Here is a 16,071-nt window from a genome sequence, read left to right as displayed (position 1 = left end):
GGACGAACATGCAGAAAATCACCCCCTTCCTGTGGTTCAACGACCAGGCCGAGGAGGCCATGAACTTCTATGTCTCCATCTTCAAGAACTCGAAGATCACCATGCTCAGGCGCTACGGCAAGGAAGGCCCGGGGCCGGAAGGCTCGGTCATGACCGGCAGCTTTGAGCTCGAGGGCCAGGAATTCATGGCGCTCAACGGCGGCCCGCATTTCAGCTTCACGCCGGCGATCTCGCTGTTCGTGGACTGCAAGACGCAGGAGGAGGTGGACGAACTCTGGGACAAGCTCTCGGCCGGCGGCGCGCCCAACCAGTGCGGCTGGGTGCAGGACAAGTTCGGCCTGTCCTGGCAGATCATCCCGACCGCGCTCGGCGAAATGCTGGGCGACAAGAACCCGGCCAAGGCCGGCGCCGCCATGGGCGCCATGCTCAAGATGCGCAAGATCAATATCAAGGACCTCAAGGAAGCCTACGACAGGGCCTGAGGAATCCCCACGCCGTTTACCCAACCCGCCATTCATCCAAGGAGAGATCCCCGTGAGTACCAAGATGTTTGTGAACCTGGCCGTGAAAGACCTGGACAGGTCGGTGAAATTTTTCACCGCGCTGGGCTTCAGGTTCAACCCGCAATTCACCGACAGGAACGCCACCTGCATGATCGTGAGCGAGGAAAATTTTGTGATGCTGCTGGTCGAGGACTATTTCAAGACCTTCACGCCCAAGCCGGTGATCGACGCGCGCAAGAGCACCGAGGTGCTGATCTGCCTCTCGGCGGACAGCCGCGAGGCCATCGACGCGATGGTCCGCAAGGCCGTGGCCGGCGGCGCCACCACACCCAGCAAGGCGCAGGACCACGGTTTCATGTACCAGCACGGCTTTGAAGACCTGGACGGCCACATCTGGGAGCTGGTTCACATGAACGTTGAAGCCCACGCCGCGCAAAAGAACGCCTGAAACCCCAAGCCCATCAACCCCTGTCAACCCACCAAGGAGCCCACCATGCTGGTCCAGTCCTACCTGTTTTTCAACGGCCGCTGCGAAGAGGCCATCAACTTTTACCGCAAGGCGCTGGGCGCCGAAGTGAAGATGATGATGCGCTTCAAGGAAAACCCCGAACCCATGACCGAGGGCTGCGGCCCTGGCGGCGCCGCCATCCCGGGCGACAACATCATGCACGCCTGCTTCAGGATAGGCGAGAGCGAAGTGATGGCCTCCGACGGCATGGGCACCGGCCAGCCGGAGTTCAAGGGCTTTTCGCTGTCGCTGACCGCGGCCAGCGACGCCGAAGCCAATCGCCTCTTCAACGCGCTGGCCGATGGCGGCAAGGTGGAAATGCCCATCATGAAAACCTTTTATGCCTCGTCCTTCGGCATGGTGGTCGACCGCTTCGGCGTGTCGTGGATGGTGATCAAGCCCCTGCCCATGCCCTGAGGCGGCGGCACATGCAGTTCCTTTTGATCATCAGCCATGACGCGGCCTTCGCGCCCACACCGGCGCTGGTCGCCGAGATAGGCGCCTGGGTCCGCGACATGCAGGGCCGCGGCATCCTGCAGCACGGCAACCCGCTGCGCCCGCCCGGCGACGCGATGACGGTGCGGGTGCGCGGCGGCAAACGCAAGGTGAGCAGCGGCCCCTTCACCGACAGCGCGGAAAAAATGGCGGCCTACGGGCTGATTGAATGCGCCGGCATGCAGGAGGCGATCGACATCGCGGCCGGCCACCCCATGGCCCGCGCCGCGACCATCGAAGTCAGGCCGGTGTGGTCCGACCTGCCGCGCATGGCCGCGTAAAACTCACAGCATGGAAAGAAGCCCATGAAGCTTTATTACTCGGACACGCTGAACCCGCGAAAAGCCTGCGCGGTCGCCAGGCATTTGAAGCTGCCCGTGGAGTTCATCCACGTCACGCTCGAAAAAGGCGAACACCGCACGCCGGAATTCTGTGCGATGAACCCGAATGCCAAGGTGCCGGTGCTGGTCGACGGCGAGCTGGTGCTGTGGGAATCGAACGCCATCATGTGCCACCTGGCCGAAAAAGCCGGCTCGGATTTGTGGCCGCGGGACGAACGCCGCATCGAGGTGCTGCGCTGGCTGATGTGGGACGCGACCGAGTTCGCGCCGGCCGCCGCCACGTTCTATTTTGAGCACATCATCAAGCCGCGCTTTTTGCGCAGCGAAGCCGACCCGGCCGAAATCGCCAGGGTGACACCAGCCTTCGAACGTTACGCCGGCGTGCTGGAGGCACACCTCAAAGGGCGCGATTACCTGGTGGGCAACGCGCTGACGGTGGCCGACTTCGCGGTGGCCATCACCTTCCCCTATGCCGAAAAAACCCGCGTGCCGCTGCAGGCTTTTCCGGAAATCCGGCGCTGGCATGCGCGGCTCAACGAACTGGCGGCCTGGCGCGAGCCATTTCCCGCATTGCGGGCCGCTGCGGCCGCGTGATCCGCCGCGGAATCAATAAAGGCCGGCGAACGCTTGCGCATGCGCCGGCCTGTGCAGCCTACGAGCTGTTGGCGGCTTAACGGGCCGGTGCGGGAACGATCACGACCGTGTCACCGGTCTGGCCGGTCTGGCCAGTCCTTCCGGTATTGCCGGTGGCACCGGTTGCGCCCGTGGCACCCGTCGCGCCTTCGTAGCCGGTAGAACCGGTTGCGCCCGTCGCACCGGTGGCGCCGGTCGGGCCGGGAATGCCTACGCCCGCACCCGTGGCGCCTTTGGCACCATCGGTACCGGAAGCGCCAGTGGCCCCCGCAGGGCCGGCGGGGCCGGGAACCGTGACAACGGCGGCGGGCGGTGCGACAACCGTGCGCTCACAAGCGCTCAGGGCCAGCGTGCCGGCAACTACGGCTAAAAGCAGGGGGTATTTCATAAGAGGTCCTTGGTGAGAAATTCGCACGGATAGCGTGCGCCAACAGTTCGTTCCCAGGGCCTGTCACCAGGACCTGACCGTAAACTGTTTTTTTTACGGACCATGTGCATGAAACCGATATCGGCCACAACGCTTTGCCGGAGCACAAACATCCGGAAACCGCGCAGCGGTCGCCGTATGCCTGGCTGCCTTGAAAGAATCATTTCCGATGCAGACAACAGGATGAATGTCCAAGTTACCCATGGACGGCCGTGCATGCTGTAGGACGGGCCCACGACAGCCTGTCCCGAATCAGCGGCAGCGCGCCCTCACAAACGGCCGCGCCGCGCAGAAAACCCCTGGCGGGCATTTTTCACCCGCGCTCTATAGAATGATCCGGGTCTCTTCCGGCACCAGTCTTCCGGTGCCACCTTCATCAGGATGCCGCGTGCAAGCCAATCCCATTATTTCGATACAGCAACTCAGCAAAACCTACGCCTCGGGCTTTCATGCGCTCAAGTCCGTGGACCTGGAGATACGGCGCGGCGAAATTCTCGCGCTGCTGGGCCCGAACGGCGCGGGCAAGACCACCCTGATCAGCATCATCTGCGGCATCGTCAGGCCCAGCTCGGGCACGGTGACCGCCGACGGCCACGACATCGTGCGCGACTACCGGGCCGCCCGCGCCAAGATAGGCCTGGTGCCGCAGGAGCTGTCGACCGACGCCTTTGAAACCGTGTGGTCCACCGTGAGTTTCAGCCGCGGCCTGTACGGCAGGGCGCCCAACCCGGCCTATATCGAAAAGGTGCTGCGCGACCTGTCCCTGTGGGACAAGAAGGACAGCAAGATCATGACGCTCTCGGGCGGCATGAAGCGCCGGGTGCTGATCGCCAAGGCGCTGTCGCACGAGCCGACCATCCTGTTCCTGGACGAGCCCAGCGCGGGCGTCGACGTCGAGCTGCGCAAGGGCATGTGGCAAATGGTGCGCGACTTGCGCGACAGCGGCGTGACCATCATCCTGACCACGCACTACATCGAGGAGGCCGAGGAAATGGCCGACCGCATAGGCGTGATCAACAAGGGCGAGCTGATCCTGGTTGAAGACAAGGCCGTGCTGATGCGCAAGCTCGGCAAGAAGCAGCTGAGCCTGCAGCTGCAGACGCCGCTGCAGAACATTCCGGCCGCGCTGGCCGGGCTGCCGCTGGAGCTGGCCCAGGAAGGCCGCAGCCTGGTCTACACCTTCGACTCGCAGACCGAGGAAACCGGCATCGCGGCCCTGCTCAGGCAGCTGGCCGAACTCGGCATCGACTTCAAGGACCTGCATTCGAGCGAGAGTTCGCTCGAGGACATCTTCGTGAGCCTGGTGCATGCCGGCCAACCCGCCACCCAGAAGGAGGCCGCATGAACTGGCACGCCATCCGCGCGATCTACCGCTTTGAAATGGCGCGCACCTTCCGCACGCTGATGCAGTCCATCGCCTCGCCGGTGATCTCGACCTCGCTCTACTTCGTGGTGTTCGGGGCCGCCATCGGCTCGCGCATGGGCGACATCGAAGGCATACGCTACGGCGCCTTCATCATCCCCGGCCTGGTCATGCTGTCGCTGCTCAACGAAAGCATCTCCAACGCCGCCTTCGGCATCTACATGCCGAAATGGTCGGGCACGATTTACGAGCTGCTGTCGGCGCCGGTGTCCTCCATGGAGGTGGTGATGGGTTATGTGGGCGCCGCGGCGAGCAAGTCCGTCATGCTGGGCCTCCTGATCCTGGCGACGGCGCGGCTGTTCGTGCCTTATGAGATTGCGCACCCATTCTGGATGCTGTGCTTTTTGCTGCTGACGGCGCTGACCTTCAGCCTGTTCGGTTTCATCATCGGGCTGTGGGCCGACAACTTCCAGAAGCTGCAGGTCGTGCCGCTGATGGTGGTGACGCCGCTGACCTTTCTGGGCGGCGCGTTTTACGCCATCAACATGCTGCCGCCGCTGTGGCAGAAGATCGCCCTGTTCAACCCGGTGGTCTACCTGATCAGCGGCTTCCGCTGGAGTTTTTACGGCGTGGCCGATGTCAATGTGGGCCTCAGCGTGCTGGCCATCCTGGGCTTTCTGGGGCTGTGCCTGGGCGTGGTGTGGTGGATCTTCCGCACGGGCTGGAAGCTCAAGGCCTGAGAAAGCTTGGGAACACGGCGGGCGGGCACGGCTGCCGGGCCGGCGGCGTGCTTGAAGCAGGGGCAGCCGGCCCCATATGGTTTCTTTGAAAATCTCACGCCAGAAAGGCCTCGCCATGTCTGCCGACTCCGCTGCAGGTTCCGCTACCAGTCCGATCCTCGAGGCCAAGCCGCTCGGCTTCCCGTGGGCCACCATCGACCCCTTTCTCTTTTGCGCTTATCACGACGACGCCTACCCCCGCGCCAATGCGCAAATGGGCCCGGACGCTTCGCTGGCCGGGCGCGACATCGGCCAGGACTTCAGCCGCAAGGACGGCTGGAGCATGTACCACGGCGAAAAGATTCCCGGCTTTCCTCCGCACCCGCACCGCGGCTTTGAAACCGTGACGGTGGTACGCAAGGGCCTGATCGACCACTCCGACTCGCTGGGCGCGACCGCGCGCTTCGGCCGGGGCGACGCGCAGTGGCTTACCGCCGGCAAGGGCATCGTGCATGCCGAGATGTTCCCGCTGCTGGACGAAAAGAATGACAACCCGCTGGAGCTGTTCCAGATCTGGCTGAACCTGCCGGCGCGCAGCAAGATGAGCGAGCCGCACTTCACCATGTTCTGGGGGCAGGATATTCCGCGCCTGACGGCCACCGATGCCGATGGCCGCACGACCGAAGTCGCCGTGGTGGCGGGCCGGCTGGCGGGCGCCGGTGCGCCCCTGCCACCGCCGCCGGACTCCTGGGCGGCGCAGGCCGATGCGGACGTGGCGATCTGGACGATACGCATGGCGCCGGGCGCCCGCTGGGAGCTGCCCGCGGCTGGCGGCGACGGCACGCGCCGTATGCTGTATTTCTTCAAAGGCACGTCCATTGAAGTCGCCGGCCGGCAGCTTGACCAGCATGCGGCGCTGGAGCTGCGCGCCGGCGAGGCCGTGGCGCTGCGCAACACCGGCGCCGCAGAGGCGGAGTTTTTATTGCTGCAGGGCAAGCCCATCGGCGAGCCGGTGGTGCAGTACGGGCCGTTCGTGATGAACACGCAGGCCGAGATCGCCCAGACCATGGCCGACTACCGGCGCACGCAGTTCGGCGGCTGGTCGTTTGCCGACGATGCACCGGTGCATGGCCGTGAGCCGGCACGCTTTGCGCGCCACCCAGGCGGGCGGGAAGAAAAACCAGCCGGCGGCTGAGCACAGGGCGGCATTCGCCACCGCCCTGCCTGCGCGGCTCTTGTGAAAATCCGCTGAAAGGGGACACCCGTTTGGTATCCCCGCCGCCTGCAGGATTTGCCGCAAACTTCTACACTGCGGCATCCTGAAGGAGCCCGCATGGACAAAGACCCCAGCCACACTGCCGTGAAGCAGGCGCTTGATAGCTTGAGCACCCGGTTTTTCCGCGCGGTGTCATTTGAGCCCGGCGACAAACCGGCCTACAAGGAAATCCACGGCCTGTTCATTGCCACCGGCCTGTTGATCAAGAACACGGCGGCCACGCCCGAGATCTCCAGCGTCGCCGAATTCATCGCGCCGCGCCAGGCGCTGGTGGACAGTGGGGCGCTCACACGCTTCAAGGAATGGGAGCTGTCGGAAATCACGCAAATCTTCGGCAACATCGCCCACCGCTACAGCGCCTACGGCAAGGCCGGGACGCAGGGCGGCCAGGCTTTTGAGGCGCGCGGCGTGATCTCCACGCAATTCGTCAAGACACCTGAAGGCTGGAAGATGAGCGCCATGGCCTGGGACGACGAGCGGCCCGGCCTGTCGCTGCCGGCTGAGTTGCTGGGCGGCTAAGCCCCCAGACCCGGCCGCTATGGCGCGGTTCAGCGCGCGGCGCGGCGGTCCCAGCACAGCGCGGCCACCAGCACCAGGCCGCCGACCAGTCCCAGGTGCTCGAGGAATGAATTGCGGTTGTGGAATTGCTCCATGCCGCCCATGGCCCAGAAGGGGTGGCCTATGAACGTGGCGACCACCGTGAACCCGGCCAGTGCGAGCGCGCCCAGCGCCGCCCACAGGCCGCGGCCGAACAGCATCAGCGCCGAGCCGGCCAGCTGCGTGATGAGCACCGCGGCGGCGAACACGGGTGCCGGGTTGAGGCCGAAATGCGCGGCCTCGCCGATGGCCGCGTCGAAATTGAGCAGCTTGGAGACGCCGCTGTAGACAAAGGCGACCGCCAGCAACAGCCTGGCGGCCCGGAGCGCCGGTGTTGAAATGGGCGGCTCGTGTGTGTTCATGGTGTTCTTCCTGCCAGGTATTGTTTAAAGCCAGCACGCGCAACCCAGCGCGCCCCAAAAGCTTTTTTCGTCGGACACCGGCGCATGGCCCAGCCAGCTTTGGGTGTGGCCGTGCCCGTGCACCGCGCAAGGCTTGGCGCAGCAGTCGGTAAAGGGCTGCATCGCGCGCGCGGCGCGGCCGGCCGGCTGGTCACCCGCCGCGGGTTCGCGCCAGTAGCCGCCGAAGGCGTTTGTCGGCGCCCAGTCGTTGGCGGCCTTGGGCATGGGCGGCGCAAGGCTTGCGAAACCGCCATCGCCATGCACGATGCGGCCGCCCACCACCGTCAGGTGCGAGACCAGGTCCTTGATGTCGGACTCCGGGATGCCGAAGAAGTCGCGCGAGGGCACGATGAAGTCGGCGAGCTGGCCCACCTTGATCTGGCTTTTTTCCCCTCGGCGTTGGCGAACCAGGCGCTGCCGCTGGTCCACAGCCGCAGCGCGGTGTCGCGGTCCAGCAGGTTGTCGGGCCGGTACAGCGTGGTGCCGCCCAGCGTCTTGCCGGTGACCATCCAGTACAGGCAGACCCAGGGGTTGTAGCTCGCGACACGGGTCGCATCGGTGCCGCCGCCGACGGGCAGGCCGGCGTCCAGCATGCGGCGGATCGGCGGCGAGTGCTCGGCGGCCCCGGCGCCGTAGCGCTCGATGAAATATTCGCCCTGGTAGGCCATGCGGTGCTGCACGGCGATGCCGCCGCCCAGCACCTTGACCCGGTCGATGTTGCGCGGGCTGATGGTTTCGGCATGGTCGAAAAACCAGTGCAGGCCGTTGAAGGGAATGTCCCGGTTGACCTTCTCGAAAGTGTCGAGCGCGCGCGCTATCGACTCGTCATAGGTCGCGTGCAGGCGGAAGGGCCAGCGCTTTTCCACCAGCAGGCGCACCACGCGCTCGAGTTCGTCCTCCATGCTCCCGGGCAGCTCGGGCCGGGGCTCGCGGAAATCCTCGAAATCGGCCGCGGAGAACACCAGCATTTCACCGGCGCCGTTGTGGCGCAGCATGTCGGTGCCGGACAGCGGCGGCAGCATGCCTGTCCACTGCTTGAAGTCCTCGGCCTCCTGTTTGGGCCGCTGCGTGAACAGGTTGTAGCCTATGCGCACGGTGAGCTCGCCGGCATCGCGCAGCTTCTCTATCACACGGTAGTCCTCGGGATAGTTCTGGAAGCCGCCGCCGGCGTCTATCACCGAGGTGATGCCGAGCCGGTTCAGCTCGCGCATGAAGAGCCGGGTTGAGGCCTCCTGCGCATCCGGGTCCAGCTTGGGGCCCTTGGCCAGCGTGGCGTAAAGAATCATCGCATTGGGTTTGGCGAGCAGCAGGCCGGTGGGATTGCCCTGGGCATCGCGCGCGATCTCGCCGCCGGGCGGATTCGGCGTGTCCTTGCCGTAGCCGACGGCGCGCAGAGCGGCACCGTTGAGCAGGGCGCGGTCATACAGGTGCAGGATGAAGACCGGGGTGTCGGGCGCGGCCGCGTTGATTTCCGCGAGCGTGGGCAGGCGCTTTTCGGCGAACTGCTGCTCGGTGAAACCGCCGACCACGCGCACCCACTGCGGCGCCGGCGTGCGCGCCGCCTGCGCCTTGAGCATGGCCATCGCATCGGCGAGCGAGGGCACGCCGTCCCAGCGCAGCTCCATCGCGTAATTGAGGCCGGCGCGTATCAAATGCGTGTGGCTGTCATGCAGGCCGGGCAGGGCGGCCGCGCCGCCCAGGTCGACCACCCGTGTCGCGGCGCCCGCGTGGCGCATGGCGTCTTCATGGCTGCCCACGGCAATGAATGTGCCGCCGGCCACGGCCACCGCGGCGGCCACCGGGTTCTGCCGGTCCAGGGTGGCGAAGCGGCCGTTGGTGAAGACAAGGTCGGCGGTGGCGGGAGGGTTCATGGGGTTTTCCGTTGGGTTGGGGGCGTCAGCGCCGCGCGAACAGCCAGGGGTGCAGCAGCCGCGTGTAGGGCGGCATGACCACCCAGACCACCAGGGCCACGATGACGGCCGCCAGTATGCCGTGCGCCACGCCATACAGGCCCAGCACGGGGAAGGCCTTGAACAGCGGCCCCATGGCCCAGGGCACGACCATGGTCAGCGGCCAGATGACCGAGGTGGTGATCAGCCACTGCTTCCAGGCCGCGGGCTTGGCCGGCGCCTCTGCACCAGCCGCCGCTTCAGGGGGGAACAGGAAATCGATGCCGCTGCCCACGCTGACCTGTTCACCGGCTTGCAGATGCGGCTGCACCGCCTCAAGCAGGCGCGCGCGTTCCGCCGACTGGTACCAGCCGTTCAGCTGCTCCGTGGTGGCAAAGCGCACCACGATGAGATAGTCAGCGCCGCCCCCGGACGGGCGGACCACATGCACGCCCTGGTGGCCCGGATAGGCCGATGCGGTGCGCATGGTCTCGGCCAGCCAGCCGTCATACGCGGTGCGCGCGCCGGCGCGCACGCGGTGGCGCACCACAAGGCTGACGCTTTCGGAGGACGGGCCGGCCGGCTCGCCGGGGCTGTTCGCGCTGTTCATGGCGCTTTCAGCCCAGCTTGCGCGCGGGCATCTTGTGCACGTGCGTGATCGCGTAGTCGACGCCCGAGCCGTAGGCGCCGGAATGCTCCATGACGATGCCCGTGGTGCCCGCATAGGTCTCCTTGCGCGCCCAGTCGCGCTGCATTTCGAGCAGGAACTGCTGCCAGGTGATAGGCACGGCGCCGGCCTGGATCATGCGCTGCACCGACATGTTGTGCGCGGCCACCGAGGTGCCGCCGGAGGCGTCTTCCACAAAATACACCTCGTAGCCGTCGGCCATGGCCTCCAGCGCGGGGAAGGTCAGGCAGACCTCGGTCCACAGCGCGGCGAGCACCAGTTTTTTGCGGCCGAATTTTTTCAGCTCGGCCTTCACGCCCGCGTCGTCCCAGGTGTTCATGCTGGTGCGTTCAAAAATCCGGTTGTCGGGCAGCACCGCCAGCAGTTCGGGCCAGATGTTGCCCGAAAAGGACTCGGTTTCAACCGAGGTCAGCACCGTGGGGACCTGGAACACCTTGGCCGCCTTGGCCAGGCCGATGACGTTGTTCTTCAGCAGCTGCCGGTCGATGTTGGCCACGCCAAAGGTCATTTGCGGCTGGTGGTCGATCAGCACCAGCGCGCAGTTCTGGGGGGTGAGCAGTTCGAGTTTTCCTAGAGCCATGGCGAGTCCCTTGAAAGAGTGAATAAACAAGCCTGGAATGCTAAATTGCAGCCAATGGGTTGACTAGACTGTGTTTTAGAACCAAACCGTATCCAGACAGGAACCAATCATGGACAGACTTGATGCCCTCCAGGCCCTGGTGCTATCGACGCGGCTGGGCAGTTTTGCCGCCGCCGCGCGTGAACTCGGCGTGACGCGCTCACCGATCAGCAAGCTCATTGCCTCGCTGGAAACCGAGTACGGCGGCGCGCTGTTTGTGCGCTCCACCCGCGCAATCGCCTTGACCAGCGCCGGCGCCACCTTGCACGACTACGCGGTGGACCTGCTGGCCATTGCCGCCGAAGCCCGCGAGTCCATGGCGGCCATTCGCGGCGCGGTGGCCGGGCCGCTGCGCGTCAACGCGCCCATGTCCTTCGGCAAGCTGGTGCTGGCGCCGCTGCTGTCGGAGTTCCTGGCGCGGCATCCGCGGGTCGAGCTGCGCGTGGAGCTCAACGACCGCATGCTGGACCCCTATGAGACCGGCTTTGACCTCACCCTGCGCATCGCGCAGCTACCGGACTCTTCGCTGGCGGCGCGCCGCCTGTGCGACGTGCGCCGCGCCGTGTACGCCGCCCCGGCCTACCTGCGGGCGCACGGCACGCCCGCGTCACCCAAGGCCCTCGAGGCGCACCGCTGCCTGAACTACGCGCATGCCAACAAGGGGCACATCTGGCACCTCGGGAGAGGCCGGGAAACAGCGCACGTCGCCGTCGGCGGGCCGCTGTGCGCCAACAACGGCGACCTGCTGGTGGAGGCCGCCGTCGCGGGCGCCGGCTTGATCCTGCAGCCCGAGTTCCTGGCGGCCAGACACCTCGCGGCGGGCCGGCTGGTGCCGGTGTTGCCGCAGTGGCAGGAGTCGCCGGAGATCGCGCTCTACGCGCTGTACCCGGCGACGCGGCGCGTTCCCGTCACGGTGCGCGCCCTGATAGACCACCTGGCGGCGGCCTTGCCGCAAGCCATGTCGGCCGTTCAAGCGCCCGCGCCGCTAGCCTGACACGGCGCCCGCGCACTCCATGCTGAAACGGGGCGGCGCGCTGGGCCCCAGCAGCCAGTAGGTGGCCATGCGGCCCCGGCCCTTGACCTCGATAGGCTCGCGCGCGGCAAAGGCAAAATGCTGCCGCGTCTGCAGGTAGACCGCTTCGCTGACGTGGACGGCGCCAGGCTCGCCGCTGGCCTCCATGCGGCTGGCCACATTGACCGTGTCACCCCAGACGTCGTAGAGAAAACGCTTGACGCCTATCACCCCCGCCACCGCGGGTCCCGCGTGCATGCCTATGCGCATGGCCAGCCGCGTGCCGTTGGCGGCGTTGTAGCGCCGCAAGGCCTCGCCCATGTCCAGCGCCAGCCGCCCCAGGCTGTCGAGCCGGTGGTGGGCCACCACCATGTAAGCATCGCCTATGGTCTTGATCTTTTCCAGCCCGTATTTTTCGACCAGGCCGTCAAAGGCCGAGAAGATCTGGTTCAGCACCAGCACCAGCGCGTCGGGCGGCAAGGCGCGTGAAAAACTCGTGAAGCCGGCGATGTCGGCGAACAGCACGCCCATGTTGTCGAACTTCACCGCGTTGACCTTGTCCTCGCGCTTGAGCTCATCGGCGATGGAGGCCGGCAGCACGTTGTACAGCACCTTGTCGGCGCGCGCGCATTCGCTCTCGGCGCGCTGCATCTCGGTGTACAGCTCGGCATTGCGCGCCAGCATGAGCTTGTCGAGCGCCACGCACAGCACCAGGATGCAAAAGGGGTTGACCAGCGCGGCCAGGAGCTCCAGGCCCGCGTGCCCGCGCAGGGCGGCGGCCAGGCCCAGCGCCGCAAAGCTCAGCAGGTACATGGGCTTGCGCACCGGGCTGGGCGTGCACATGACGGCCGCGACAAAGGTCGCGCCCGCCGCATAGATGGACAAATCGCCCCACATCGCGCCATGGACGGCGCCTATCCAGGTGGCCAGCAGCATGGCGCCGGCGCATGCGGTATTGAGCGCGCCTTCCCGGCCGCGCAGCGAGGGCGCAAACCGGTCCGCCAGGATGACCGCGATGAAGAACAGCTCGGCCGTGAGCTGCCAGGCCAGCAGGCCGGCCACACCCGGCGGCCAGTGCTGCTGCGCGATGCTGAAGTATGTCGCGTCGGCGGCGAGCGCCGCCGGCGGCAACAGCCAGGCCACCGCCTTGCTGTAATACACGCCCTGTGCCCAGCTTTTCTGGACGAGCCAATCCCTGAACGGCTGCTGCGCCATGGTCATTCCTCCCTTGCGCCGCGCGGCATGGGCGCAGCATGCGGGGACCATACGGGCTGGCCGGGTGTAGGTCAACGGACATTGACCGCCCGCGGCCTTTTGATGTGCGAAGCCGAAAAAAAAAGCGCCCGAAGGCGCTTTTTATGGAGGACCGTGGCGAAATTACTTCGAAACGACGCGCACCATTTCCAGGCACTTGTTGGAGTAGCCCCATTCGTTGTCGTACCAGGCCACGACCTTGACGAAGGTGCCGTCCAGCGCGATGCTGGCGTCGGCGTCAAACACGCTGGTGCAGGTCTCGCCGCGGAAATCGGTGGCGACCACCTTGTCTTCGGTGTAGCCCAGGATGCCCTTGAGCGCGCCTTCGCTTTGCGCCTTCATCTCGGCGCAGATTTCTTTCAGCGTGGCTTCCTTGTTGAGTTCGCAGGTCAGGTCGACCACAGACACGTCGGAGGTCGGCACGCGGAAGGACATGCCGGTCAGCTTCTTGTTGAGCTCGGGGATCACCACGCCCACGGCCTTGGCCGCGCCGGTGCTGGAAGGAATGATGTTTTCCAGGATGCCGCGGCCGCCGCGCCAGTCCTTGTTGCTCGGGCCGTCCACGGTTTTTTGCGTGGCGGTGGCAGCGTGCACAGTCGTCATCAGGCCGCGCTTGATGCCCCACTTGTCGTTGAGCACCTTGGCGACGGGCGCCAGGCAGTTGGTGGTGCAGCTGGCGTTGGAGATGATGGCCTCGCCCTTGTAGGTCTTGTCGTTGACGCCGAAGACGAACATCGGGGTGTCGTCTTTGGACGGCGCCGAAAAGATCACTTTCTTGGCGCCGGCGGCCAGGTGCTTCTCGCCGGAGGCTTTGTCCAGGAACAGGCCGGTCGATTCCAGCACCACGGTGGCGCCGATGTCGCCCCACTTGAGGTTGGCGGGGTCGCGTTCCTGCGTCAGGCGTATCTTCTTTCCGTTGACGATGAGGGTGTTGCCGTCGACGGACACGTCGCCTTCAAAGCGGCCGTGCACCGAGTCGTACTTCAGCATATAGGCCAGGTAGTCGGGCTCGAGCAGGTCGTTGATGCCGACGATTTCGATGTCCTTAAAGCTCTTGATCGCCGAGCGGAACACGTTGCGGCCGATCCGGCCAAAACCATTGATACCAAGTTTGATCGTCATTTTCTGTTGCTCCTGGAAGTTGAAATTTCGTTGGATCGGCGGGCCGTGTACTGATGCGTGCGCTTATTTGCGCAGCACCGTGCGCACGGTGTCGGCGACGTTCTCAGCCGTGAAGCCGAAGTGTTTGAACAGCACCGGGGCGGGGGCGGACTCGCCGTAGCTGTCGATGCCGACCACGGCCGCGCAGCCGTATTTCCACCAGCCGTCGGTCACGCCCATTTCCACCGCGATACGGGGGATGCCCTCGGGCAGGACTTCGCTCTTGTAGGCGGTCTTCTGTTTGTCGAAGGTGGTGGTGCTGGGCATGGAGACCACGCGCACGGCGATCTTGTGGGCGGCCAGCAGTTCCTGGGCCTTGAGCGCCAGCTGCACTTCGGAGCCGGTGGCGATGATCACGGCCTGGGCCTTTTTGTTCAGGCCCACTTCAACCGGTTCGGCCAGCACGTAGGCGCCGCGGCTGATGTTGCCGAGGTCTTTCTTGGGCGCGTAGGGCAGGTTCTGGCGGCTCAGCAGCAGGGCGGTCGGCTTGTTCTTGTTCTCGAGCGCGACGGCCCAGGCGACGGCCGTTTCGGCCGTGTCGCCCGGACGCCAGACGTCCAGGTTGGGGATCAGGCGCAGGCTGGCGGCGTGCTCGATCGACTGGTGCGTCGGGCCGTCTTCGCCCAGGCCTATGGAGTCGTGGGTGAACACATGCACCACGCGCAGCTTCATCAGCGCGGCCATGCGGATGGCATTGCGGCTGTAGTCGCTGAAGGTCAGGAAGGTGCCGCCGTAGGGGATGTAGCCGCCGTGCAGCGCGATGCCGTTCATGATGGCGGCCATGCCGAATTCGCGCACGCCGTAGTTGATGTGGCGGCCTATGGCGCTCACGCCCTCGGCGTTGGCCGTCAGCACGACCTCGCCGTTCATGTCAAAACGCAGGCTGGGCGTGGACTTGGTGTTGGTCAGGTTGGAGCCGGTCAGGTCAGCCGAGCCGCCCAGCATCTCGGGCAGGCCGGCGGTGAAGGCTTCGAGCGCGAGCTGCGAGGCCTTGCGCGAAGCCACGGTTTCGGCCTTGGTGTGCGCGCCAATGACGGTGTCGACCGCCAGCTGTGCGAAGGCCTTGGGCAGCTCGCCCTTCATGCGGCGGACCAGTTCGGCGGCGAGTTCGGGGTGGGCGGCCTTGTAGGCGGCGAATTTCGCGTCCCAGGCGGCTTCGGCGGCCAGGCCCTTGGCCTTGGCGTCCCAGGCGTCGTAGGTTTCCTTGGGCACTTCAAACGGCGCATAAGGCCAGTTCAGGGCTTCGCGCGTGAGCTTGATTTCCTCGGCGCCCAGCGGCTCGCCGTGGGCCTTGGCGGTGTTGGCGCGGTTCGGCGAGCCCTTGCCGATGTGGGTCTTGCAGATGATCAGCGTGGGCTTGTCGTTCGATTTCTTCGCGCCTTCGATGGCCTGCGAGACCAGCTCTGCGTCGTGGCCGTCGATAGGGCCCAGCACGTTCCAGCCGTAGGCGGCAAAACGCACGGCGGTGTTGTCGATGAACCAGGGCGCGACCTGGCCGTCAATCGAGATGCCGTTGTCGTCGTACAGCGCGATCAGCTTGTTGAGTTTCCAGGCGCCGGCCAGGGCCGCGGCTTCGTGGCTGATGCCTTCCATCAGGCAGCCGTCGCCCATGAACACATAGGTGTTGTGGTCGACGACGCTGTGGCCTTCGCGGTTGAATTCCTTGGCGAGCAGCTTTTCAGCCAGCGCCATGCCGACCGCATTGGTCAGGCCCTGGCCCAGCGGACCGGTGGTGGTTTCCACGCCAGGGGTGTAGCCGTATTCGGGGTGGCCGGGGGTTTTGCTGTGCAGCTGGCGGAAGTTTTTGAGTTCGGCTATGGGCAGTTTGTAACCGGTCAGGTGCAGCACGGCGTAAATCAGCATGGAGCCGTGGCCGTTGGAGAGCACAAAACGGTCGCGGTCGAACCAGTTGGGGTTGTGCGGGCTGTGCTTGAGGTGGCTGCCCCAGAGGGCGACGGCCATGTCGGCCATGCCCATGGGGGCGCCGGGATGTCCGGAATTGGCTTGTTGTACGGCGTCCATTGCGAGTGCGCGTATCGCATTCGCCATCATTTGCGTGTTTGCCATGTAGGCTGCTCCGGAGGGGAAAAGATCAGGGGTAACCCGGTATTTTACCGTCTGGCCCCAGCCCGGCGATTTGGCGGGATATGGAACCAAGTTACGGCCCGAACGGGGCCGCGCATCG

General features: G+C 65.5%; 17 protein-coding genes and 1 pseudogene. 10 read left to right on the top strand and 8 right to left on the bottom strand.

Translation table 11 applies throughout. The features are described 5' to 3' along the window. Nucleotides 1–8: 8 nt before the first annotated feature. The 5 genes from AC1D09_RS17555 to AC1D09_RS17535 all read left to right on the top strand — a co-directional run bounded on the left by AC1D09_RS17555 (nt 9) and on the right by AC1D09_RS17535 (nt 2,441). Nucleotides 9–482 carry a VOC family protein gene (locus AC1D09_RS17555; RefSeq protein ID WP_477662226.1) on the top strand — a complete coding sequence of 158 codons (474 nt, stop codon included), beginning with the start codon at nt 9–11 and terminating at the stop codon, nt 480–482. Nucleotides 483–546: 64 nt separating this feature from the next. Further along, nucleotides 547–951, top strand: coding sequence for a VOC family protein (locus AC1D09_RS17550; RefSeq protein WP_477662279.1), 405 nt, complete (start codon nt 547–549; stop codon nt 949–951). A 45-nt stretch (nt 952–996) separates the two neighbouring features. Further along, nucleotides 997–1,428 (top strand): VOC family protein, encoded by a 432-nt coding sequence (locus tag AC1D09_RS17545; RefSeq protein WP_413328824.1) that lies wholly within the window; start codon nt 997–999, stop codon nt 1,426–1,428. A gap of 11 nt (nt 1,429–1,439) precedes the next feature. Then, nucleotides 1,440–1,787, top strand: coding sequence for a YciI family protein (locus AC1D09_RS17540; protein WP_477662225.1), 348 nt, complete (start codon nt 1,440–1,442; stop codon nt 1,785–1,787). Nucleotides 1,788–1,811: 24 nt separating this feature from the next. Further along, nucleotides 1,812–2,441, top strand: coding sequence for a glutathione S-transferase family protein (locus AC1D09_RS17535; protein ID WP_477662224.1), 630 nt, complete (start codon nt 1,812–1,814; stop codon nt 2,439–2,441). A 76-nt stretch (nt 2,442–2,517) separates the two neighbouring features. Here AC1D09_RS17535 and AC1D09_RS17530 read toward each other — a convergent pair whose 3' ends face one another. Next, on the bottom strand, nt 2,518–2,868 hold the full coding sequence (locus AC1D09_RS17530; RefSeq protein ID WP_477662223.1) for a collagen-like protein: 351 nt from the start codon (nt 2,866–2,868) through the stop codon (nt 2,518–2,520). 427 nt (nt 2,869–3,295) lie between these two features. Between AC1D09_RS17530 and AC1D09_RS17525 the strand changes: the two genes are divergently transcribed. The 4 genes from AC1D09_RS17525 to AC1D09_RS17510 all read left to right on the top strand — a co-directional run bounded on the left by AC1D09_RS17525 (nt 3,296) and on the right by AC1D09_RS17510 (nt 6,784). Beyond that, nucleotides 3,296–4,252, top strand: a complete 957-nt coding sequence (locus AC1D09_RS17525; RefSeq protein ID WP_477662222.1) for an ABC transporter ATP-binding protein — start codon at nt 3,296–3,298, stop codon at nt 4,250–4,252. Further along, entirely contained in the window at nt 4,249–5,010 is a 762-nt protein-coding gene (locus AC1D09_RS17520; protein ID WP_477662221.1) for an ABC transporter permease, read from the top strand. Before AC1D09_RS17525 ends, AC1D09_RS17520 begins: the two co-directional genes overlap by 4 nt. Before the next feature lie 115 nt (nt 5,011–5,125). Continuing rightward, on the top strand, nt 5,126–6,184 hold the full coding sequence (locus AC1D09_RS17515) for a pirin family protein (protein WP_477662220.1): 1,059 nt from the start codon (nt 5,126–5,128) through the stop codon (nt 6,182–6,184). A 138-nt stretch (nt 6,185–6,322) separates the two neighbouring features. Then, the gene (locus AC1D09_RS17510; protein WP_477662219.1) at nt 6,323–6,784 is read left to right on the top strand and encodes a hypothetical protein; all 462 of its coding nucleotides are present in this window, start codon (nt 6,323–6,325) and stop codon (nt 6,782–6,784) included. 29 nt (nt 6,785–6,813) lie between these two features. On the opposite strand, the gene AC1D09_RS17505 is transcribed toward AC1D09_RS17510, so the two are convergent. From AC1D09_RS17505 to AC1D09_RS17490, 4 genes and pseudogenes are all read right to left on the bottom strand, one after another. Next, entirely contained in the window at nt 6,814–7,224 is a 411-nt protein-coding gene (locus AC1D09_RS17505; RefSeq protein ID WP_477662218.1) for a DoxX family protein, read from the bottom strand. 24 nt (nt 7,225–7,248) lie between these two features. Then, nucleotides 7,249–9,134: pseudogene (locus AC1D09_RS17500) on the bottom strand (amidohydrolase). Nucleotides 9,135–9,159: 25 nt separating this feature from the next. Then, nucleotides 9,160–9,762, bottom strand: coding sequence for an antibiotic biosynthesis monooxygenase (locus AC1D09_RS17495; protein WP_477662217.1), 603 nt, complete (start codon nt 9,760–9,762; stop codon nt 9,160–9,162). A 7-nt stretch (nt 9,763–9,769) separates the two neighbouring features. Continuing rightward, nucleotides 9,770–10,420 (bottom strand): hydrolase, encoded by a 651-nt coding sequence (locus AC1D09_RS17490; RefSeq protein ID WP_477662216.1) that lies wholly within the window; start codon nt 10,418–10,420, stop codon nt 9,770–9,772. Between the two features lie 109 nt (nt 10,421–10,529). Between AC1D09_RS17490 and AC1D09_RS17485 the strand changes: the two genes are divergently transcribed. Further along, the gene (locus AC1D09_RS17485; protein ID WP_477662215.1) at nt 10,530–11,453 is read left to right on the top strand and encodes a LysR family transcriptional regulator; all 924 of its coding nucleotides are present in this window, start codon (nt 10,530–10,532) and stop codon (nt 11,451–11,453) included. Here AC1D09_RS17485 and AC1D09_RS17480 read toward each other — a convergent pair. The 3 genes from AC1D09_RS17480 to tkt form a co-directional block, all read right to left on the bottom strand. Further along, on the bottom strand, nt 11,445–12,686 hold the full coding sequence (locus AC1D09_RS17480) for an adenylate/guanylate cyclase domain-containing protein (protein WP_477662214.1): 1,242 nt from the start codon (nt 12,684–12,686) through the stop codon (nt 11,445–11,447). The two genes, AC1D09_RS17485 and AC1D09_RS17480, sit on opposite strands and share 9 nt — an antisense overlap. Nucleotides 12,687–12,848: 162 nt before the next feature. Further along, complete coding sequence (gene gap, locus AC1D09_RS17475; protein WP_477662213.1) at nt 12,849–13,847, bottom strand: type I glyceraldehyde-3-phosphate dehydrogenase; 999 nt, start codon at nt 13,845–13,847, stop codon at nt 12,849–12,851. Between the two features lie 63 nt (nt 13,848–13,910). Continuing rightward, nucleotides 13,911–15,953: a transketolase gene (tkt, locus tag AC1D09_RS17470; protein ID WP_477662212.1), complete on the bottom strand. Its 2,043-nt coding sequence runs from the start codon at nt 15,951–15,953 to the stop codon at nt 13,911–13,913. Between the last annotated feature and the right edge of the window lie 118 nt (nt 15,954–16,071).

The sequence above is a fragment of the Polaromonas sp. P1_A2 genome (genome assembly GCF_056406895.1).
The sequence above is the reverse complement of the archived record's forward strand: the minus strand, read 5'-3'. Positions and strand labels throughout refer to the sequence as shown.